The organism is Acinetobacter sp. Ac8, from assembly GCF_055392545.1.
Map to the genome: position 1 here is coordinate 524762 of NZ_AP043689.1, position 20618 is coordinate 545379.

The following is a 20618-nucleotide window of genomic DNA, read 5'->3' on the forward strand; positions in this document are numbered from 1 at the left end:
TTGGACTTGGATGAAACTTTGTTGGTAAATCAATGATTTTCAAAATTTTGCGTAAATTGAAACAATCTTGCTTAGCATGGAGCTTATGCTTTGCGGGATTGTTTGGGCTCAATGTGCAGTTACATGCTGCACCGCAATTACAAGGCTATGTCATGCAAGTCCAGTTGACACCTGCTGTCTGTGCACTTGATTCTTCAAAACAAAAGCAACGCAAATGTCTCGAAGGTTATTCATTGACCATCACAGGTCTGTTGCCTGAAACGACAGAGCGGAATTGTACCACCAATACATCTGCAAGTTTAACCCCTTTACAAGCTAAGGTGGTTGCGCGAGTAATGCCTGAGGAAAATGCACGTATTCAATTGTGGCGTAGTGTGGGTGGCTGTGTTCCAATGAATGCGAGTCAATATTTTAGAACTGTGATTAATTTGGCAGATCGTTTGAAAATTCCTGCAGATTTAACCAGCTCTGAAAACAAGAATGTGCAACATAATGCGTTAAAAACTCAATTTGTTAGATTAAACCCGGGAATGAATAACGACAGTATCCGTTTTACTTGTCAAAGTTCATCATCAAACCCAGTGTTAACCGAGGTTCAAGTGTGTTATCGAGTCAATGGTCAGTATAAACAATGTTCAAATCACATTGTTTCAAACTGCCCAAATACATTCTCGATCAAAGGGACTTATTAGTTCTTCTGAGGAATTTTATTTATATTTCCTATCATACTTTTGTTGAAAAGCATTCTCTTTTACATGCAACTGTTAAAGGATTGGAGTACAATCTTTGCCGTTTATGATAATTCGATTAATACGGATTTAACCGTTTAATCACATTAACGATCCTCATTGGAGATAATTACATGAAGCAACCTGTTCGCGTTGCCGTTACTGGCGCAGCTGGTCAAATCGGTTACAGCTTATTATTCCGTATTGCTAGCGGTGAAATGCTTGGTAAAGACCAACCCGTTATTTTGCAATTGTTAGAAGTTCCATTTGAGAAAGCTCAAGCTGCGCTTAAAGGCGTAATGATGGAATTAGATGACTGTGCTTTCCCATTATTGGCTGGCATGATCGGTACTGATGATCCAAAAGTTGCATTTAAAGATGCTGACTACGCGTTATTGGTTGGTTCACGTCCACGCGGTCCTGGTATGGAACGTGCTGACTTGTTGAAAGTGAACGGTGAAATCTTCATTGGTCAAGGCCAAGCACTTAACGAAGTTGCGAGCCGTGACGTTAAAGTACTTGTTGTAGGTAACCCTGCAAATACAAATGCTTATATCGCAATGAAATCTGCTCCAGATCTTCCAGCGAAGAACTTTACAGCAATGTTACGTCTTGACCACAACCGTGCGTTGACTCAAATTGCTCAAAAAGCGGGTGTTGCTGTAGCGGATATCAAAAACCTTACAGTTTGGGGTAACCACTCTCCAACAATGTATGCGGACTACCGTTTTGCAACTGCAAATGGCGTAAGCTTAAAAGACAAAATCAACGATGCTGATTGGAACGCAAACGTATTCCTTCCAACTGTTGGTAAACGTGGTGCTGCAATCATTGAAGCGCGTGGTCTTTCTTCTGCTGCTTCTGCTGCAAATGCTGCGATCGATCATATGCGTGATTGGGCACTTGGCACCAATGGCGAATGGGTAACAATGGGTATTCCTTCTGACGGTTCTTATGGAATTCCTGAAGGTGTGATGTACGGTGTTCCTGTAATTTGTGAAAATGGCGAATACACTCGTGTTGAAGGCTTAGAAATTGATGCATTCAGCCGTGAACGTATGGACAAAACCCTTCAAGAACTTGAAGAAGAGCGCGCAGCTATTGCTGATATGCTTAAATAATTAAAATTTAATCTGTTAAAGATTAATTTTGAAAAAAGCACTCTATTTAGAGTGCTTTTTTTTTATGGTTCAAATCAAACACCAAGGAAAAGATAATTGATGTTAAGCCAACATTTGTTTGTTTTTTAATCACAAATTGAAACAAGAAAATTAAAATCTAGACTATCTTTTAAAATTATTTTCTTATAAGTTAATTGAATAAAAGATGACAAATAAATTTATATAAGGAGGCAATATGCTCAGGACGAACACACCATCCTTAGAATTACTATTTTCTCAACTTGGTTTGGCAAATAGTCCCGCAGCAATTGAGCTATATGTACGCACTCATCAATTGCCAGCAAATCTTTCATTACATGAAGCGCCGTTTTGGAATAAATCTCAACGTGACTTATTAATTAGTCACTTGATACAAGATGATGATTGGGCAATTTGGATTGACGAGTTAAACCAACAATTACATCTAGATGCGTATAAGCTAACAGCCTAATGATTTAGTTTCCCCCAGAGCAACAAAAAAGATGGCCGTTATGGCCATCTTTTCTATTTTGTATCGATCAAATTAGTATTGATCAAAACGAATAACAAATTGAGTCATTTTGAATGTGCATAGCGTTGATCAATGTAATTTAGACTGAATCATTTGACTAAACCAAGCTTCATTGCGAACAGGTCTAAAGGCAGTATGTTGTTGCAGTAAGGCTAAATCAAAATCTGTTGTCTTGATATATTTACTTAGCCAGTGACGAGTCAATGCAAATTCATTTTTACTGACTGAGGCATAAGCCAACATAAAGTAAATATCAGCATGATGATGTTGTGCCAAAGGTTTTAAAATCTGTTGCGTAATCAAGGCATAACGTGATTCTTTGGTTAATTCAAAGTAAATCATATAGGCTTTGGCCAAATGCAAAGAAAGCTGAATGTAGACTGACATTGGCATTTCTTCATATTCAAATCGTGCAGTTTCAAGTAAAACAATGGCTTCTTGCAAGAAATGGATTTGTTCCTGCTTTGAATGACTTTGAGTGACCAGTTGTAAGCGTAAGTCCCCACGTTCAAGTGCAAGTTCAGGTGTATTGCCTGACAAATACAATTGATCTGTTTCCCCAATACGCGAGATGATTTGTTTTGTATTATCAAACATGTGCTGAATCCTCTGAATTTATGAAGAGTATTATGAGGTCTATTTCAATAATTTAAAGCTTGGCCTATAGAGATACAGCGTTGCAAATTTGAAAACTGAGTATATTACAACACAGTATTGTCGCTTCTTAGCCATGCGGTAATTGATAATCGCTGATGTTTGGCTTCTAGCACTTCATGTAATAAATCACTTTGGAACATGGCAATACGATTAGGCTGGGGATCTATTGTATGCCAAACATTATTTTTATCCTGTAAGTGTAACTTTCCACCCCAGTCATCCTGCCATTCTTGGTGTAGATAATACACCGTAGAAATCATACGGCCATTTTTACCTTGTGGATTATCGCGATGAAGTGCATAGAATTCACCTGCGTTATAGCAGGCAAAATGTGCTTCTACATCCTGAATGCCTAAATAAAATGAGTAGTTTAAAATTTGCGAGAGCTGTTTGAGTGCATCAATATGTTGTTGTGCGATCGTAAGCTCTTCATTGATCCACAAGATATGGTCGCTGCGAATATTGCTGATCACACCATTTTGAATTGCTGCTTCACGAAAGCGATTTAAATTTGAAGTACATTCTGCAACCAATTGGAGTCCGTATTCAGCGGAGTAAGCATGATCAATAATGGTAAATCCATGTTGATCTAAATCATCAAGAATTTGATCAACATTCCATGACTTTGGGAGTAGCAGCGCTTCCATAAATTACCAAAAAATAGTGCAATAAAGATATGTTGTTATATTAGAACAAACGATGGACAGTGAAGAAATATTTTTTCGTGTTAAAATGATTATTGAACTCAGGAATTAATCGAAACATGAATTACCGTCACCATTTCCATGCAGGCAACTTTGCCGATGTCATGAAACATGTGTTATTGCTGCAACTTTTGACACGTCTAAATACTAAAGACAAACCATATCGCTATATAGATACACATGGTGGTGCAGGTAAATACGATTTATCTACTTCTGAAGCACAAAAATCAGGTGAATTCTTAACCGGTATTCATCGTCTGGTTAAGCTGGATGAGTCGATTAAACGTAATGCGCCTGAAGGTGTAAAACAATATCTTAAAATTGTTGAAGATATGCGTGCAGGTTCAGGTAAAGGCGCTTATCCAGGTTCACCGTGGTTTGCACTTGAAGGCATGCGTGATATTGATAAAGCGACTATTTTTGAAATGCAGCGTGATGTGTTTCAACAATTGTATTTTAATATTCGCGATAAACGTGCGGGTTTACATGAGCGTGATGCTTATGAAGGTCTTTTGGGGGTTATTCCTCCAAAAGAAAAACGTGGTTTGGTGATGATCGACCCACCTTATGAATTAGAACGTAAAGACTTCCCGCAATTGGTCGAGTTGATTGCCACTGCACATAAAAAATGGCCAACAGGCGTATTTGCCATTTGGTATCCAATTAAAGACCGTGCCATGATTGATCGTTTTGAAAAGAAAATGATGAAAACAGGGATTCGCCGTCAGTTGGTCTGTGAAGTTTGTGTTTGGCCAGATGACACACCAGTCGGGTTGAATGGTTGTGGTTTGTTGGTGATTAACCCACCTTGGAAATTCTCTAACGATGCTGATGAGGCATTGCAATGGTTGTTCCCACATTTACGTATGAGTGAAAATGGTGGACATGCTGCTGTTCGCTGGTTAGTGGGTGAATAATCCATTCGATTGGATATCAACAGAAACATGAACGATGGTGTGAATTACAAATTAAGACGAAATACATTGAGTAATTCACATCAATTTCACTTAAAAATGAATGTGATAAAATATTTAAGTGAGATATCAACAGCTCTATAAGAGCCATAGATAGGATTCAAAAAATGACAAATATAAATAAACCAGAAAGCCCAAACTCTTCTAATCAAGACCATGGATTTGATGGCATTACTTTTGAAGTGGAAGAAGAAGAGCATACCCATGAAGGGCAGAAGGTCAAACGTCGCGGAATCTATTTGTGGCCTAACCTGATTACAACATCTGCGTTGTTATCTGGCTTTTACTCGATCATTGCCAGTATGAATGGTGACTTCACTCAAGCCGTTTATGCGATATTCCTTGCAGCATTATTTGATGGTTTAGATGGTCGTGTTGCTCGTGCAATTGGTGCACAAAGTGCTTTTGGTGAACAATTCGATTCTCTTTCAGATCTCTTGGCATTTGGTGTTGCCCCAGCAATTTTGATGTATAGCTGGAGTTTGCATGATCTAGGGCGGATTGGCTTGGCTGCTTGTTTTGTTTATACCGCATGTGCTGCATTTCGTTTAGCCCGCTTTAATGTACAAATTGGTGTGGTCGATAAGCGTTATTTCATCGGTGTGGCAAGCCCATTAGCAGCAATTATTATTATTGCATGGGTATGGGTTGGACAAGATTTTACCTATATTTTTGATTTAAAAGATGTTGCGATTCAAGCGACCAATGCATTTGTTATCATTGCAGTAGGTTTGTTGATGATTTCAAATATCAAATATTATTCTTTTAAAACAGTAGACCGTAAACGTGTTCCATTCTTTGTGTTGCCTATAGCAGTTTTTATCCTTGCAGCAATCACTTATAATATTCCTGTAGGGATTTTAGTCATTTCGATTATCTATGCGATTTCTGGTTTTGTGACAACATTCTTAGCGAGAAAGAATACTGTTGAATAAAATGTAAAAAGATAAAAAGGTAAGGGGGCTTGATATGCGGTTGTTTCAAGATTTCTTAGATCAGTCTAAACAGCTGAATCAAGCTCAAAAGCCTATAGAACTTTGCTGTCATCCCCCACAAGACAGATATAAAATTATTCATCAAAAATTAGTGCTTGCCAATTTACCTGCACCGTTGCATTACCTCAATTTTTTTAGTTTGATTGGACAGCCCAATAGTCCTGTTTTTTGCAATAACAATGAAATCTCAACAACTGCTTTAGATACAGCAACCTTACTGGTTAGCTCCAGCCCCCATATGGTGGGACAATTAAACTCATACTCAATTCAGCATGAATGCCAATTTCACCTTGATGAAAATAGCAATGTGACCTATACGTTTGGTCAAAAAGAAAAAGTGTTTGGAAAAATTCCTGATTTTACTATTCAAAGACAAGATGACGAATTAAGTATGAATTTAAGCATTACAACAATGCCTTTAATTTCTCATTTTATTCATTTGAAATTTGGATTTGCACAGCACTGGTCTTTGGTTGCGCATTGTAAAGGGATAATTCAATACAAAGATCAAAATTACGAAATTGAACAAAATGCTGTTTTTGAATATATGAAAACAGTGAATTTTCCTTATCTGCCTTATGCGCTGTATACATATCAATTGATTCAAGTGAATGATGATCTACAGATTATTTTTATGCATAGTCGTGATCAGATGAATAATATTTTACATTCACGTATCTATATTCGAGATATTCAAAACAATGAAACAAAAATGCTTGATCGACAGGTCTGTTTCAATATTCATCGGGTGTTCCCTAAAGTCACAACAGTAAATCATCAGGAGATGTATTTACCACGCGAGTTTGAATGGCAATATCAAGATGAAAATACCAAAATTGATATTCAAGCACAAAGCCGTGGTGATTATAAATTTGGTTTAGCAGCAGGTTATGTTGGAAGTTTTGTTTATCAACTACATCTCAATGATGAATATTATCAAGGTGAGGGTGGTTACTGTGAATATATAGATTGTCGCCCTTTAAAATGGCAGGAAATAGATAAAGACAATAAATTATCAAATAAATCGAGCAGTCCTGTGCTGATCATGCTTAAAAAATAGACCAAAAAACAGAAATAAGGTCAATTTAGAAGAATAAATAAGCAAGTGATAGATAAAATGAAAAATAATTAAAAAAAGGGGTTGTGTTGGTTAGGGAATGCTGTAGAATGCACATCCATCGGCGGTGATGTTAAATAAAACTTCTGATAAATCAGGCACTTGATTAATTTGTTAAGATTTCGAATTGAGATTTTAAGATGAGATTAGAGTTGGGTTTGTTAGAAAAAATAATTAACATTATTGATTGACTTTTTAGAGATAGAGAGTAGTATAGCCGACCTAGCTTGATGCTGACGAAGCATTGAGAAGATCATTAAGAGAATATGAAGAACAACTTGTGTGGATTTTTACTGATTGATTGATCGAAATATTATCATTGATTGATTGGTTTAAATTACTCGAAGTTTATTTGAGAGAATTTGTCAGTACATTGATGAGCCAGAATTGTGACCTTAAGTCACTAATGATTTTTAACTGAAGAGTTTGATCATGGCTCAGATTGAACGCTGGCGGCAGGCTTAACACATGCAAGTCGAGCGGGGGAGATTGCTTCGGTAATTGACCTAGCGGCGGACGGGTGAGTAATACTTAGGAATCTGCCTATTAATGGGGGACAACATCTCGAAAGGGATGCTAATACCGCATACGCCCTACGGGGGAAAGCAGGGGATCACTTGTGACCTTGCGTTAATAGATGAGCCTAAGTCGGATTAGCTAGTTGGTGGGGTAAAGGCCTACCAAGGCGACGATCTGTAGCGGGTCTGAGAGGATGATCCGCCACACTGGGACTGAGACACGGCCCAGACTCCTACGGGAGGCAGCAGTGGGGAATATTGGACAATGGGGGGAACCCTGATCCAGCCATGCCGCGTGTGTGAAGAAGGCCTTATGGTTGTAAAGCACTTTAAGCGAGGAGGAGGCTCTTCTAGTTAATACCTAGGATGAGTGGACGTTACTCGCAGAATAAGCACCGGCTAACTCTGTGCCAGCAGCCGCGGTAATACAGAGGGTGCGAGCGTTAATCGGATTTACTGGGCGTAAAGCGTGCGTAGGCGGCTTTTTAAGTCGGATGTGAAATCCCCGAGCTTAACTTGGGAATTGCATTCGATACTGGGAAGCTAGAGTATGGGAGAGGATGGTAGAATTCCAGGTGTAGCGGTGAAATGCGTAGAGATCTGGAGGAATACCGATGGCGAAGGCAGCCATCTGGCCTAATACTGACGCTGAGGTACGAAAGCATGGGGAGCAAACAGGATTAGATACCCTGGTAGTCCATGCCGTAAACGATGTCTACTAGCCGTTGGGGCCTTTGAGGCTTTAGTGGCGCAGCTAACGCGATAAGTAGACCGCCTGGGGAGTACGGTCGCAAGACTAAAACTCAAATGAATTGACGGGGGCCCGCACAAGCGGTGGAGCATGTGGTTTAATTCGATGCAACGCGAAGAACCTTACCTGGTCTTGACATAGTAAGAACTTTCCAGAGATGGATTGGTGCCTTCGGGAACTTACATACAGGTGCTGCATGGCTGTCGTCAGCTCGTGTCGTGAGATGTTGGGTTAAGTCCCGCAACGAGCGCAACCCTTTTCCTTATTTGCCAGCACTTCGGGTGGGAACTTTAAGGATACTGCCAGTGACAAACTGGAGGAAGGCGGGGACGACGTCAAGTCATCATGGCCCTTACGACCAGGGCTACACACGTGCTACAATGGTCGGTACAAAGGGTTGCTACCTAGCGATAGGATGCTAATCTCAAAAAGCCGATCGTAGTCCGGATTGGAGTCTGCAACTCGACTCCATGAAGTCGGAATCGCTAGTAATCGCGGATCAGAATGCCGCGGTGAATACGTTCCCGGGCCTTGTACACACCGCCCGTCACACCATGGGAGTTTGTTGCACCAGAAGTAGGTAGTCTAACCGTAAGGAGGACGCTTACCACGGTGTGGCCGATGACTGGGGTGAAGTCGTAACAAGGTAGCCGTAGGGGAACCTGCGGCTGGATCACCTCCTTAACGAAAGATTGACGATTGGTAAGAATCCACAACAAGTTGTTCTTCATTGATGTATCTGAGGGTCTGTAGCTCAGTTGGTTAGAGCACACGCTTGATAAGCGTGGGGTCACAAGTTCAAGTCTTGTCAGACCCACCAAGTCTACTGAACACAGAAGAGCAGATATATTAAGATCTTAAGCTGGGGACTTAGCTTAGTTGGTAGAGCGCCTGCTTTGCACGCAGGAGGTCAACGGTTCGACTCCGTTAGTCTCCACCACTAATTAAAGACTAAGTGATTACAGAACTTAGTAAGCCGATAGCTTATTAAGTTCTGTGATTTATCACAGTTAACTACTCGCTGACGAGGCGGTAGTGAATCATTAACAGAATATATTTGAGTTGAAATAATTGTTTAAACTCGTTTTAGTTGATGTTAGCAAGTAATTGTTAATGTTGAGTGAAATGAGCACTAGCGATAAAACTGAATCAAGCGTTTTGGTATATGAATTAAATTGAAGCTGTATGGTGATTAAGTTCACAGGCAACAAATAGAAGTGATTAAGTTCACATTGTTGATCCTCCTTGTAGGGATTAACGACTGTTTGGGGTTGTATAGTCAAGTAATTAAGTGCATGTGGTGGATGCCTTGGCAGTCAGAGGCGATGAAAGACGTAATAGCCTGCGATAAGCTTCGGGGAGGCGGCAAATATCCTGTGATCCGGAGATTTCTGAATGGGGAAACCCACTTACCATAAGGTAGGTATCGCATGATGAATACATAGTCATGCGAGGCGAACGAGGGGAAGTGAAACATCTCAGTACCCTTAGGAAAAGAAATCAATTGAGATTCCCTCAGTAGCGGCGAGCGAACGGGGATCAGCCCATTAAGTTATATGTGTTTTAGCGGAAAGCTCTGGGAAGTGCTACCGTAGAGGGTGATAGTCCCGTACACGAAAGGGCACATATAATGATGACGAGTAGGGCGAGGCACGTGAAACCTTGTCTGAATATGGGGGGACCATCCTCCAAGGCTAAATACTCCTGACTGACCGATAGTGAACCAGTACCGTGAGGGAAAGGCGAAAAGAACCCCTGTGAGGGGAGTGAAATAGATCCTGAAACCGCATGCATACAAGCAGTGGGAGCCAACTTGTTTGGTGACTGCGTACCTTTTGTATAATGGGTCAGCGACTTATATTCAGTAGCAAGGTTAACCGTATAGGGGAGCCGTAGAGAAATCGAGTCTTAATAGGGCGTTTAGTTGCTGGGTATAGACCCGAAACCGGGTGATCTATCCATGAGCAGGTTGAAGGTTGGGTAACACTAACTGGAGGACCGAACCCACTGTCGTTGAAAAGCCAGGGGATGACTTGTGGATAGGGGTGAAAGGCTAATCAAACTCGGTGATAGCTGGTTCTCCCCGAAAGCTATTTAGGTAGCGCCTCGGACGAATACCATAGGGGGTAGAGCACTGTTTCGGCTAGGGGGTCATCCCGACTTACCAAACCGATGCAAACTCCGAATACCTATGAGTACTATCCGGGAGACAGACTGCGGGTGCTAACGTCCGTAGTCAAGAGGAAAACAATCCAGACCGCCAGCTAAGGCCCCCAAATTATAGTTAAGTGGGAAACGATGTGGGAAGGCATAGACAGCTAGGAGGTTGGCTTAGAAGCAGCCACCCTTTAAAGAAAGCGTAATAGCTCACTAGTCGAGTCGGCCTGCGCGGAAGATGTAACGGGGCTAAAACTATATGCCGAAGCTGCGGATGTATACTATGTATACGTGGTAGGGGAGCGTTCTGTAAGCCGATGAAGGTGTATTGAGAAGTATGCTGGAGGTATCAGAAGTGCGAATGCTGACGTGAGTAACGACAAAACGGGTGAAAAACCCGTTCGCTGAAAGACCAAGGGTTCCAGTCCAACGTTAATCGGGGCTGGGTGAGTCGACCCCTAAGGCGAGGCCGAGAGGCGTAGTCGATGGGAAATTGGTTAATATTCCAATACTTCTGTGTAATGCGATGAGAGGACGGAGAAAGTTAAGTCAGCCTGGCGTTGGTTGTCCAGGTGAAAGGCAGTAGGCATGCATCTTAGGCAAATCCGGGGTGCTCTATGCTGAGAGCTGATAGCAAGCTAGTTTACTAGCGAAGTGGCTGATACTATGCTTCCAGGAAAAGTCTCTAAGCTTCAGTTACACAGGAATCGTACCCTAAACCGACACAGGTGGTCAGGTCGAGTAGACCAAAGCGCTTGAGAGAACTCTGCTGAAGGAACTAGGCAAAATGGTACCGTAACTTCGGGAGAAGGTACGCTGCTGACGGTGATAGGACTTGCTCCTTGAGCTATTGGCAGCCACAGAAACCAGGCCCCTGCAACTGTTTATTAAAAACATAGCACTCTGCAAACACGAAAGTGGACGTATAGGGTGTGATGCCTGCCCGGTGCTGGAAGGTTAATTGATGGGGTTAGCGTAAGCGAAGCTCTTGATCGAAGCCCCAGTAAACGGCGGCCGTAACTATAACGGTCCTAAGGTAGCGAAATTCCTTGTCGGGTAAGTTCCGACCTGCACGAATGGCATAATGATGGGGGCGCTGTCTCCAGCAGAGGCTCAGTGAAATCGAAATCGCCGTGAAGATGCGGTGTACCCGCGGCTAGACGGAAAGACCCCGTGAACCTTTACTGCAGCTTGACATTGAACTTTGATCTTACTTGTGTAGGATAGGTGGGAGGCTTTGAAGTAGTGACGCCAGTTGCTATGGAGCCATCCTTGAAATACCACCCTGGTAATATTGAGGTTCTAACTCTGTCCCGTTATCCGGGACGAGGACCATGTCTGGTGGGTAGTTTGACTGGGGCGGTCTCCTCCTAAAGAGTAACGGAGGAGTACGAAGGTGCGCTCAGCGTGGTCGGAAATCACGCGTAGAGTATAAAGGCAAAAGCGCGCTTAACTGCGAGACCCACAAGTCGAGCAGGTACGAAAGTAGGTCTTAGTGATCCGGTGGTTCTGTATGGAAGGGCCATCGCTCAACGGATAAAAGGTACTCTGGGGATAACAGGCTGATACCGCCCAAGAGTTCATATCGACGGCGGTGTTTGGCACCTCGATGTCGGCTCATCTCATCCTGGGGCTGAAGCAGGTCCCAAGGGTATGGCTGTTCGCCATTTAAAGAGGTACGCGAGCTGGGTTTAGAACGTCGTGAGACAGTTCGGTCCCTATCTACCGTGGGCGTTGGAAATTTGAGAGGATCTGCTCCTAGTACGAGAGGACCAGAGTGGACGAACCTCTGGTGTACCGGTTGTGACGCCAGTCGCATCGCCGGGTAGCTATGTTCGGAAGGGATAACCGCTGAAAGCATCTAAGCGGGAAGCCTACCTCAAGATAAGATTTCCCTAGGACTTTATGTCCTCTAAAGAGCCGTTGAAGACTACGACGTTGATAGGTTGGATGTGGAAGTGCGGTGACGCATGAAGCTGACCAATACTAATTGCTCGTGAGGCTTGACTATACAACACCCAAGCAGTTGTATATGAAGCATCATTTGATTCATAAAAGATCAAACATACTTGATTTAGTTGTAAAGCTAGTTAAACTATTCAACTCAAATGTTCTGTTTGAGCGAGGGTAAGCAAAGCAACGCTTTGCCCGAGCGCAAGATTTGGTACGAAGTAAGGCATTTAAATAAGACCCGAACAAGTCCATAACAGTTTGCTGGCGACAATAGCAAGAGTGAACCACCTGATCCCTTCCCGAACTCAGAAGTGAAACCTCTTAGCGCTGATGGTAGTGTGGGGTTACCCATGTGAGAGTAAGTCATCGCCAGCTTTTAAATCTAAAGCACCCCGATCTCTAGCGAGAGCGGGGTGTTTTTTTATGCGTGATGTTGATTATCGAAATGAAAAGAAATCTGCGAAAGGAAATATAAAAGCTCTATTCTTTAAAATAGAGCTTAATTTGATAGGTAAAAACGTTATTTAAGCTGTCTTCGGGCATGTTTTAATGCAGTTCTTAAGCCTTCTTCCAAGGTTGGATGATAAAAAGGTTTTGCTAATATCTCATCAATTGTCAGTTGTTCTGCAATGATCCAAGAGAGTAGGTGGGTCATATGTTCAGCAGACTCAACAAAAAGTTCAGCCCCTAAGAGTTTTCTACTTTGCTGATCTACATAAACTTCAATAGCACCTCTATTTTTACCTAAAACCAATGCACGACCTTGCTTTTCATAAGAAGCAAAACCTGTAACAAATGTTGTGTCTGATTTTGACAACGTGGCAAAGTTTTGCCCAGCAATCCCCATTTCTGGACTACAGAACACGATACCTAAAGGGGATAGGTTATTTAAGTTGTGTATATTGGGAAAATTTAAACAACTTGAAACGACATTTCTTCCTTCATTTGCAGCCTCATGTTGTAAAGGCGTTTGGGTAAAAGCATCGCCAATAATAAATATTGGAAAATCAGCCAGTTGTTTAGTGGTGGGATGAACTGGTAATTGTTTTAAATCTGAGAATGACTGATCAATGTTTTCGAGGGACAAGGTTAATAAGTGTGTAACACGACCAGTCGCATTTAAAATATAGTCAACCTGTATGGCTTTAGATTCATTATTTTCGATAAATGATATTTCAACACCATTTTTAATATCTTGGATTGAATCAGGTAAAACTTCAAATTTAATATTAAGTTCTTTGGATAACTCTGCTTGTGCGATTTCTTGTAAATTAGGGCTACTAAGTACCCCCACTTTTTTGCTTCTTGCAAAAACAGTCGTATTTACGCCTAAGCGGTGCATCGCTTGAGCTAATTCGATTGCAATCACACCACTCCCGATCACGGCAATAGACTTAGGCAATGTCTCAAGCTCAAATACTTCATCTGAAGTAATCAGTTTATTGCCTATTTTATTTTTCCAATCTTGGTTATAGGTCGGTGTTGAACCTACAGCAAGAATAAATGATTTAGATTGATAATGTTTTCCATCGACCTCAACCGTATTTGCATTTACAAATTTAGCTTCGCCATCAATTTTATGTGCAGTTTCCCAACTTTCTACATCTTTTAGCGTCGCACGAGCAAAGCGGTCACGTAAATTTCTGACATGTTGCATAACTTGACGTGTATCGATCTCTGCTTTTACTTCTAAAGCGACTTCTTTGGAATTTTGAATGTCATACATCCGATTTGCAGTTGAAATGAGAACTTTACTTGGCATACAGCCAACACGGACACAGGTTGTATCCCATGGACCTTTGTTGATAATCAGTATGTTAGATGTATATTTGATTGCTTCTTTATATGCACTAATACCCGCTGTTCCTGCGCCAATGATGATGATGTCGTACATATCTTCTCCTCATTTAATTATATTGCAAGAAATATCAATTAAAGATTTAATAGCAATTTATAAAAAATATTCATATAAAGAGTGTCGTCAAATTATATTTTTTCAATATATCACAAGTATTAGATTGAAAAGTTTTGTAGATTTGAGTACATTTCGTGTAAAAGCCATAAAAGTATTTTTAGGGCAAAACTTATACTAAATACAATGGATGAAATTATGATTTACTTAACAAAATTTAAAGAATTAGGGGTTAAAGCAACAGTTCTGGCGTCCTCATTAGCTTTAGTGGCGTGTGGCGGCGGTGGAGGTGGTGGATATTATGGGGATGATAAGAATAATGGTGGAACAGGTACAGGAAATGGTGGTAATGGTTCAACCACGGATACTAAAAAAGTTGTAGAAAGTTTGGGGCTTTCGCTACAAGATGCTGAAGCTAAACCAATTGATGTTGCTTATGACAATTCTAAAGTCTTAATTTCAGTTCAAGCCTTGAACAGTGATAAAGGTGGTGTTGCTGCTAAACTGGTAAATTTATCGATTGCAGATAGTGAAAAATTAGGTGTAACAAGTAAGAGTTCTCAGGTAACGACTGGTGATGATGGTGTTGCGGTATTTGAATTAAATATTCCTACACTGAATGCAAATTCTGGAAAAGTACAGCTGACTGCAACTGTATTTGGAACAACAATTAAACAGGTTTATACCCTTAATATTAAAAAAACAAGCACGATTCAAAGTGAATATAATCTTAAAATCCAACAGGGAGTTGTGCTTAATTTACCAAAAGGTTCAGCTTCTATTACTGCCCAAGTCACAGATAAAAATGGTGGTGTAAAAGCGAATCAATCTGTATCTTTAGCTTTACCTGCTGAAATGCAAGGTAAATTTTCGATTACAAATGGTTCTACCTTAAAAACAGATGAGCTAGGCAAAGCAACTTTTAATATTACTGCGAATAGTGATTTAACGGCAGCTGACATTGCTCAACTTGTATTAACCTCGTCAAGTTTAGATTTTAAATTAGTAGATGAGTTTAAAGCTGAGAGCCAAGCAAAAGCATCAATTACTTTTAAAGATGTTTCTCAAATTGTTCAAAAATTAGAAATTGTTACTCAAGATAGCCCTATCGTTGCACAAGGTGGAACGACGCAAGTTACTGTTGTTGCAAAAAATAGTGATGGTAATCTTTTAACCAATAAAAAAGTAAAATTATCTTTTACAGATAGTAGTGCTGTATATGGTGTCACGATTGATCAGGCAGAAGTGACAACTGATGCGAAAGGCTATGCAGTATTTACCCTTAAATCTGCATCATCGTATCCGATTGCCTTATCTCAACAAGGAATTAACTTAAAAGCGACCTATAGTGATTCCGCAGATATTTTTGCAACAGCAACAGTTAAAGTGACAACCGCTGATACTGGAGCATCAAACCAGCAGGCACTTCAACGTCTTGAAATTGCATCTTCGTATCAGATTAATGCAAAAAATGATTCGATTACCATTACAGTCAAAGGAATTAATAATAAAGGTGAAGCCGCGACTCAAGGTAAGGTTAAACTGAGCCTAAATGCTGAAGCGAATTCTAATGGTGTTACTTTTGATGGAAGTGCAGAACAGGAATTTAAAACAGGTTATGTCACTTACACCTTAAAAACCAATGCTAAAACGCCGGCAGCTGTTGAAGCTTTAGTTGCGGCAGGTATTACTGCAACATTTACCACCGATAATAATGTAACAAACAGCATTAAGATTACAGTAGAAGATGAAGCGAAGTCAGAGGAAGCATTAAGTTATCTTGCAATAGACCCGATTAATGTGGCATATGACTACACTAAGGATCAAACCATTGTAGTCAAAGTGAAAGCTACAGGTGTAAAAGGTAGTGCATTAAAAGGAGAGACTGTTAATTTAGGATTTTCAAAAGCATATTCAGTTTCAGAGTTGCAAAGCCTAGGATTAAGTCTATCCAGTTCTGCGGATGCACTTACGGATGCGACAGGTTATGCAACATTTACCTATCAGTATAAAGCAAGCGGAAGTCCAACCCAAAAAGCATTAGTTGAGAATGGTTTAGGACTCATTGCTAAACCAACCAATGGAGTTGGCGCGGCAAGTACAGTCAATCTCAATTTCAAAGCACCAACAGCTCAAGGTGAAATTGATTTAGATCACTTGAATATTGATATGTTGGGTAGCCTCATTTTAACCGCAAATAACGAACAAACCTTCGATGTAACCGTTAATGCGTTGGGTACAGATGGTAAGGCGCTGGCGAATCAAAAAGTGTCTATCGGGCTAAATGATGCAGCGACAAGTAATGGAGCGAGCCTCGCTACGGCGGCAACACTTACAACGAATGCCCAAGGTCAAGCAACGTTTAAGATTAAGGTGAAAGCCAATAACACAAGTGAGTTGGCAAACTTGGTTGCAAATGGCCTTACCGTGGCTGTAAAAGGAGTACGTACCGATGGCTCTGCTTATAGCGTTACACGTAAAGTTGAGATCTCTCAACCTGTGGTTATCATTCCAGATTTGGCTGCGTTAAGTCTGAGCTATGATGTTCAAACCGTTTCTGTATTGGGTGGAGAAGTCCGTGTTAAAGTAATTGCTAAAGATGAGAATGGAACAATTATTCCAAATACATCTGTCGCGATTGCATTATCAAGTTTAGCGGGTTCTCGAGTTTCATTGTCAGACTCCAATTTAACAACAAATAGTAAGGGTGAAGCTGAATTTACCATTAGAGTTGCTGAAGGTGCTTATGATGCGAGCTTAATCAAGAATGGCATCACGTTTGCTGTTGTGGGTACAAATCGTAATAATGGTGATCGTATTCAGCAGACGGGTTCGATTCAGGTTGCTGTTCCAGCCAATGCTTTGAATCCTCGTCTAACTACAGATACTAAATACGCTAAAGCGAATGATAAAATCAAGATTTATGCTTCAGTAAAAGATGAAGCAGGAGCTTATACTACGGGTACGCCGATGAGGCTTAGCTTAAACCCTGAGGCAGTTGCAGCAGGTGTTACATTAAATGCAGACAGCATATTGGTTTCTTCTACTGGGAACGTAACGGTTGAACTCAATATCCCTAATGGTTTAACAACAGCGCAGTTAAGTAAAATTTCAGTTATTGGTTCGATTAATAATCCGAATGGTGCAGAGATAAAAACGACCTTAGAGTTGGAAGTTCAAGATGTCGTAAATGATTATCACCTCTCGATAGATAGTAATAGAGCTTCGCTGAGCTTAGCTGGTGATACTGCTTTAGTAACAGTGAAATTATTAGATGCAAATCAAGGTGGTATTCAAAATCAACCTGTAAACTTAGCAATTGTTGATTCAAGGAATAGTACAACGATTAAAGGTGCGTCACAAATCGTCACAAATCAATATGGGGAAGCTGTTTTTTCAATTGATATGAAAGCCTCTAATTCTTTAGATTTAAGTTCAATACAATTAATTGCGACGCATACAAATACACAAGGTGCAAAAGCACAGCAAATTTCTCAGATTGGAGTGCATACGCCAACTGCATTAATTCCTCAGCTAGATTTAAAATTAAAAGCTTCTAAAGACAAATTGCATGTTAGAGGTGATGCTGTGGATGTATCTGTATTAGTTACGGATATCAATGGATCTAGTCAGCCAGGTAAAGCTGTAACGTTAACTATTCCAAATTATCAAAAGAATGGTGCGTATATTCGTGGAGCATCTACACTTACCAGTGATGAAAATGGATGGGTTAAATTTACAGTCGTTGTTGATGAGAGCCTTCGTACGAATGGTTATGATGCAGCACAATTTGTTAGTGATGATTTAATTGTTGAAGCATTGGTAAAAGATTCAAATGCAACTGAACGTCGACAAAGCTATTTAGTTGATGTGATTAATGCTGAAATACCTGTGACTCAAGGGTCAATTACGGTTGTTATGAATCCAAATCATGTTGGTGTTGATGATCAAACAGGCACTTACTATAACTGGAGTGCTTCTGTTCAGCTTGTAGATTTAGATGGTCGTCCTGTGGCAAATCAAAATGTTACTATGGATATTCGAGCAGTTGAATTTACGCGAGGTGCATGGACTGTAGTTGAAAATCCGGTAACTAAAGAAAAATCATGGGCTCAATATTTACCACCAGCATCTTTGCCTTTGTCTTGTGCAGTCCCTGATAACGATGATCCGTCTACACCGTATGATGATCGTAATGTAACGATTACGGGCGAAAAAGATAGAGATGGGCTTGCTGTATTGGAAACTTTAAATGCTGTCCGTTTCATAGGTGCTAGCGAATCTAATCCATATACAGCAACCTATACGACAGACAAAGAAGGTAAATTTGATTTTGAATTACGTTATCCAAAAGCATATGCAAGTTGGTTAAAAGTCCAAGTGGGTGCTAAAACATCATTGTCAAATTATCCTGTACATGGTTATCGCACAGTGATGTTACCTACTGTAACAAATGATTTTGATAAGGTTGATTGGTCATACACACCATCGATCAATAATAAAAGCCCTTATGGAATTATTGATTATTGTAAATAATTGAATCAAAAAACAGCGCTTCGGCGCTGTTTTTTTATTTAACAGATGTTCCCATACTTACCCCAACCGTAGGTCTTACATTCATTGAACTACATGCAGATAGAAGTAGACAAGAGATCAAGATAAGGCCAATAACTTTCATAGAAATATCCAAATTTTAAGTTGTTGTTATTCTAATCCCATTGATAAGACAGCGTGTGTAGTAAAATTATTGTCTTTCATTGATAGAGTTAAAATTTTTATTCAATTTAATTGTTGGTATTGGATTTTATAATTGGAGGTGTTTAAAAGCCTAACGTTTTAAGCTTTTAAACTGTGTATATAAATAACTGATTCGGTGATGTTATGGCGTTGTAAATTGCAAAACACGATTACCATATTGATCAACTAACTTTAACGTTTTGTCATAGACTTGATAACCTTTCACCTTATTGAGTGCTTCAGTATAGTCAGCCGCGAGTTTCATAGTATCTTGACAATACATGCGAGTAGAGCCGAGTTGCCCTAAGGTTAAGTGTTGTCCTTTGATCGCATAGGCACCCATAATACGATTACAGCCATCTGCACCACTTACCCGTAAATCTGAACCAAATTGAATACTTGGTACGTTGTGAGCATTTGACGTTGCTTTATATTCTGTTGCACCAATATGCGTAAGTGTCCAATTTTTGTTTTGCAACAAACTTAAATTTTGGCTTTGTTGATCGGCGCTTGGTGTAGATGCACATCCAGAAAACAAGAGCGTTGCTGTGATGAATGTGGTTGCGAGTATGGATTTAAACATGCGTATTCTCCTAATTTTAATGATTATATAAACAAAATTGAGTTAAACCATAAAGACGAGCTGACTAAAGCTATACATTATTGAGCATGTTCATCAGGTAAACCAAAACGAATCACTTTAGAAAAGTTATCGCTATTTTGATATTTAAACTGAGCATATTCAGCTGTTCTTGGATTGATATGTGCTTTTTTATACCATTCTTTGATTGACCATTGATGATTTAATGCACCCAAATCATAAAGATAATTGGGTAAATAACCTGAAGCCAACAAGCGATAATCTGTTGGTAATTTTTCAGGGGAAATCGCCTGAACCATATCAAAAACCAAAGTTGTACAGTTACTGGTTAGGGTGTTGTACCACTTTGGATGTTCTGCCAAAGCGGAAGATTTCAAAAGATACTCTTCAAATAATGCTTTGGTTTCTGCTTTTGGTAGTTGAATCGGGAAAAAATAAACCTGCTCACCTCGAATATTACTCCGTGTATAAACAATATCTTTTTCATCTGCAGCGATTAGACTTAGCTCAAACTGTCTAAAAAACCCACCAATTGCAGAAAAGTTTTCATTTTTTTCTTTCCGAATTTCAATAGAAAAAACGAGTGGGCGCTGATTTAAAAAATCAAAGCTAACCAAGGTATGGGCAATCTGTGGCCCCATCCAATAAGAAGTGATGATATTGACGCCTGTAATCTCATCTAAGTTGTAGCTTCTGGTTTCCCAGCGTTCGTCATATTGATCAGGGGAGTGCCAATTAAAGTTGCGGACATTATGAATCGTGACAAGATTACCTTGCTGCTCGTAAGTAAAAATTCTGGAAACTTCTGGACTCCATTGACGATCTTGCTGTGCAGGAATATTAAAGTACCAGACTAAGCTGATAATAAAGGCGATGATATAGATCAGACTGTCCGTTTTTCGGCTAAATATATTTTTAGTAAAATAGATCCCAAGAATACTCAGTGCAAAAATAATCCAAATAGGGATGATGATATAACTGAAAATCTTTCCTAAGGGGTGTTGAATCCAAATCGCGAAACAAAACCACAGGCTGCTCAATACCACAAATAAGCTAAACAAGGAATGGATTATCCCCATTCCAAGTGTATGCAGTATTGATCTTGCTTTTAAGCTATCCATAAGCCACTATTTTTATTCATAA

General features: G+C 40.1%; 12 protein-coding genes, 2 tRNA genes and 3 rRNA genes. 12 read left to right on the top strand and 5 right to left on the bottom strand.

Translation table 11 applies throughout. The annotated features are described in order from the left end of the window. Window positions 1-32: 32 nt before the first annotated feature. The 3 genes from ACZ5QH_RS02555 (at window position 33) to ACZ5QH_RS02565 (ending at window position 2339) form a co-directional block, all read left to right on the top strand. Window positions 33-692: a ribonuclease T2 family protein gene (locus ACZ5QH_RS02555; RefSeq protein ID WP_004717962.1), complete on the top strand. Its 660-nt coding sequence runs from the start codon at window positions 33-35 to the stop codon at window positions 690-692. A gap of 170 nt (window positions 693-862) precedes the next feature. Then, window positions 863-1849, top strand: a complete 987-nt coding sequence (locus ACZ5QH_RS02560) for a malate dehydrogenase (RefSeq protein WP_004717959.1) — start codon at window positions 863-865, stop codon at window positions 1847-1849. 235 nt (window positions 1850-2084) lie between these two features. Next, window positions 2085-2339, top strand: a complete 255-nt coding sequence (locus ACZ5QH_RS02565; protein WP_004818847.1) for a DUF2789 family protein — start codon at window positions 2085-2087, stop codon at window positions 2337-2339. A 129-nt stretch (window positions 2340-2468) separates the two neighbouring features. Here ACZ5QH_RS02565 and ACZ5QH_RS02570 read toward each other — a convergent pair whose 3' ends face one another. Both ACZ5QH_RS02570 and ACZ5QH_RS02575 read right to left on the bottom strand, forming a co-directional pair. Further along, on the bottom strand, window positions 2469-2996 hold the full coding sequence (locus ACZ5QH_RS02570; protein ID WP_244014903.1) for a hypothetical protein: 528 nt from the start codon (window positions 2994-2996) through the stop codon (window positions 2469-2471). 104 nt (window positions 2997-3100) lie between these two features. Then, a complete protein-coding gene (locus ACZ5QH_RS02575) occupies window positions 3101-3703 on the bottom strand; it encodes a 2OG-Fe(II) oxygenase (protein ID WP_004717953.1) in 603 nt (200 codons plus the stop codon). 116 nt (window positions 3704-3819) lie between these two features. Between ACZ5QH_RS02575 and ACZ5QH_RS02580 the strand changes: the two genes are divergently transcribed. The 8 genes from ACZ5QH_RS02580 (at window position 3820) to rrf (ending at window position 12600) form a co-directional block, all read left to right on the top strand. Continuing rightward, a complete protein-coding gene (locus ACZ5QH_RS02580) occupies window positions 3820-4677 on the top strand; it encodes a 23S rRNA (adenine(2030)-N(6))-methyltransferase RlmJ (protein ID WP_004717951.1) in 858 nt (285 codons plus the stop codon). Between the two features lie 164 nt (window positions 4678-4841). After that, window positions 4842-5669, top strand: coding sequence for a CDP-diacylglycerol--serine O-phosphatidyltransferase (gene pssA, locus ACZ5QH_RS02585; RefSeq protein ID WP_004717950.1), 828 nt, complete (start codon window positions 4842-4844; stop codon window positions 5667-5669). 34 nt (window positions 5670-5703) lie between these two features. Continuing rightward, window positions 5704-6789: a DUF6670 family protein gene (locus ACZ5QH_RS02590; protein WP_244014905.1), complete on the top strand. Its 1086-nt coding sequence runs from the start codon at window positions 5704-5706 to the stop codon at window positions 6787-6789. A gap of 471 nt (window positions 6790-7260) precedes the next feature. Continuing rightward, a 16S ribosomal RNA gene (locus ACZ5QH_RS02595) occupies window positions 7261-8799 on the top strand. A 59-nt stretch (window positions 8800-8858) separates the two neighbouring features. Beyond that, window positions 8859-8935 (top strand) — tRNA-Ile (locus tag ACZ5QH_RS02600). A 44-nt stretch (window positions 8936-8979) separates the two neighbouring features. Next, window positions 8980-9055 (top strand) — tRNA-Ala (locus ACZ5QH_RS02605). 337 nt (window positions 9056-9392) lie between these two features. Then, window positions 9393-12283, top strand: a 23S ribosomal RNA gene (locus ACZ5QH_RS02610). Between the two features lie 202 nt (window positions 12284-12485). Then, window positions 12486-12600, top strand: a 5S ribosomal RNA gene (rrf, locus tag ACZ5QH_RS02615). The 16S, 23S and 5S rRNA genes sit together here with 2 tRNA genes alongside, the layout of an rRNA operon. A gap of 145 nt (window positions 12601-12745) precedes the next feature. Here the strand turns inward: rrf and ACZ5QH_RS02620 are convergent. Beyond that, window positions 12746-14119 carry a dihydrolipoyl dehydrogenase gene (locus tag ACZ5QH_RS02620; RefSeq protein WP_303576671.1) on the bottom strand — a complete coding sequence of 458 codons (1374 nt, stop codon included), beginning with the start codon at window positions 14117-14119 and terminating at the stop codon, window positions 12746-12748. Window positions 14120-14335: 216 nt separating this feature from the next. On the opposite strand from ACZ5QH_RS02620, the gene ACZ5QH_RS02625 reads away from it, so the two are divergent. Next, window positions 14336-18673, top strand: coding sequence for an Ig-like domain-containing protein (locus ACZ5QH_RS02625; RefSeq protein WP_303576672.1), 4338 nt, complete (start codon window positions 14336-14338; stop codon window positions 18671-18673). A gap of 343 nt (window positions 18674-19016) precedes the next feature. Here ACZ5QH_RS02625 and ACZ5QH_RS02630 read toward each other — a convergent pair whose 3' ends face one another. Together ACZ5QH_RS02630 and ACZ5QH_RS02635 are read right to left on the bottom strand one after the other, a co-directional pair. Beyond that, a complete protein-coding gene (locus tag ACZ5QH_RS02630; RefSeq protein ID WP_270386413.1) occupies window positions 19017-19457 on the bottom strand; it encodes an META domain-containing protein in 441 nt (146 codons plus the stop codon). 77 nt (window positions 19458-19534) lie between these two features. Further along, window positions 19535-20596, bottom strand: a complete 1062-nt coding sequence (locus ACZ5QH_RS02635) for an Lnb N-terminal periplasmic domain-containing protein (RefSeq protein WP_303576673.1) — start codon at window positions 20594-20596, stop codon at window positions 19535-19537. Window positions 20597-20618 lie beyond the last annotated feature (22 nt).

Coding starts and splice junctions, on each gene's coding strand:
- ACZ5QH_RS02555 (WP_004717962.1), top strand. CDS start 33: ATGATTTTCAAAATTTTGCGTAAATTGAAACAATCTTGCTTAGCATGG.
- ACZ5QH_RS02560 (WP_004717959.1), top strand. CDS start 863: ATGAAGCAACCTGTTCGCGTTGCCGTTACTGGCGCAGCTGGTCAAATC.
- ACZ5QH_RS02565 (WP_004818847.1), top strand. CDS start 2,085: ATGCTCAGGACGAACACACCATCCTTAGAATTACTATTTTCTCAACTT.
- ACZ5QH_RS02570 (WP_244014903.1), bottom strand. CDS start 2,996: ATGTTTGATAATACAAAACAAATCATCTCGCGTATTGGGGAAACAGAT.
- ACZ5QH_RS02575 (WP_004717953.1), bottom strand. CDS start 3,703: ATGGAAGCGCTGCTACTCCCAAAGTCATGGAATGTTGATCAAATTCTT.
- ACZ5QH_RS02580 (WP_004717951.1), top strand. CDS start 3,820: ATGAATTACCGTCACCATTTCCATGCAGGCAACTTTGCCGATGTCATG.
- pssA (WP_004717950.1), top strand. CDS start 4,842: ATGACAAATATAAATAAACCAGAAAGCCCAAACTCTTCTAATCAAGAC.
- ACZ5QH_RS02590 (WP_244014905.1), top strand. CDS start 5,704: ATGCGGTTGTTTCAAGATTTCTTAGATCAGTCTAAACAGCTGAATCAA.
- ACZ5QH_RS02620 (WP_303576671.1), bottom strand. CDS start 14,119: ATGTACGACATCATCATCATTGGCGCAGGAACAGCGGGTATTAGTGCA.
- ACZ5QH_RS02625 (WP_303576672.1), top strand. CDS start 14,336: ATGATTTACTTAACAAAATTTAAAGAATTAGGGGTTAAAGCAACAGTT.
- ACZ5QH_RS02630 (WP_270386413.1), bottom strand. CDS start 19,457: ATGTTTAAATCCATACTCGCAACCACATTCATCACAGCAACGCTCTTG.
- ACZ5QH_RS02635 (WP_303576673.1), bottom strand. CDS start 20,596: ATGGATAGCTTAAAAGCAAGATCAATACTGCATACACTTGGAATGGGG.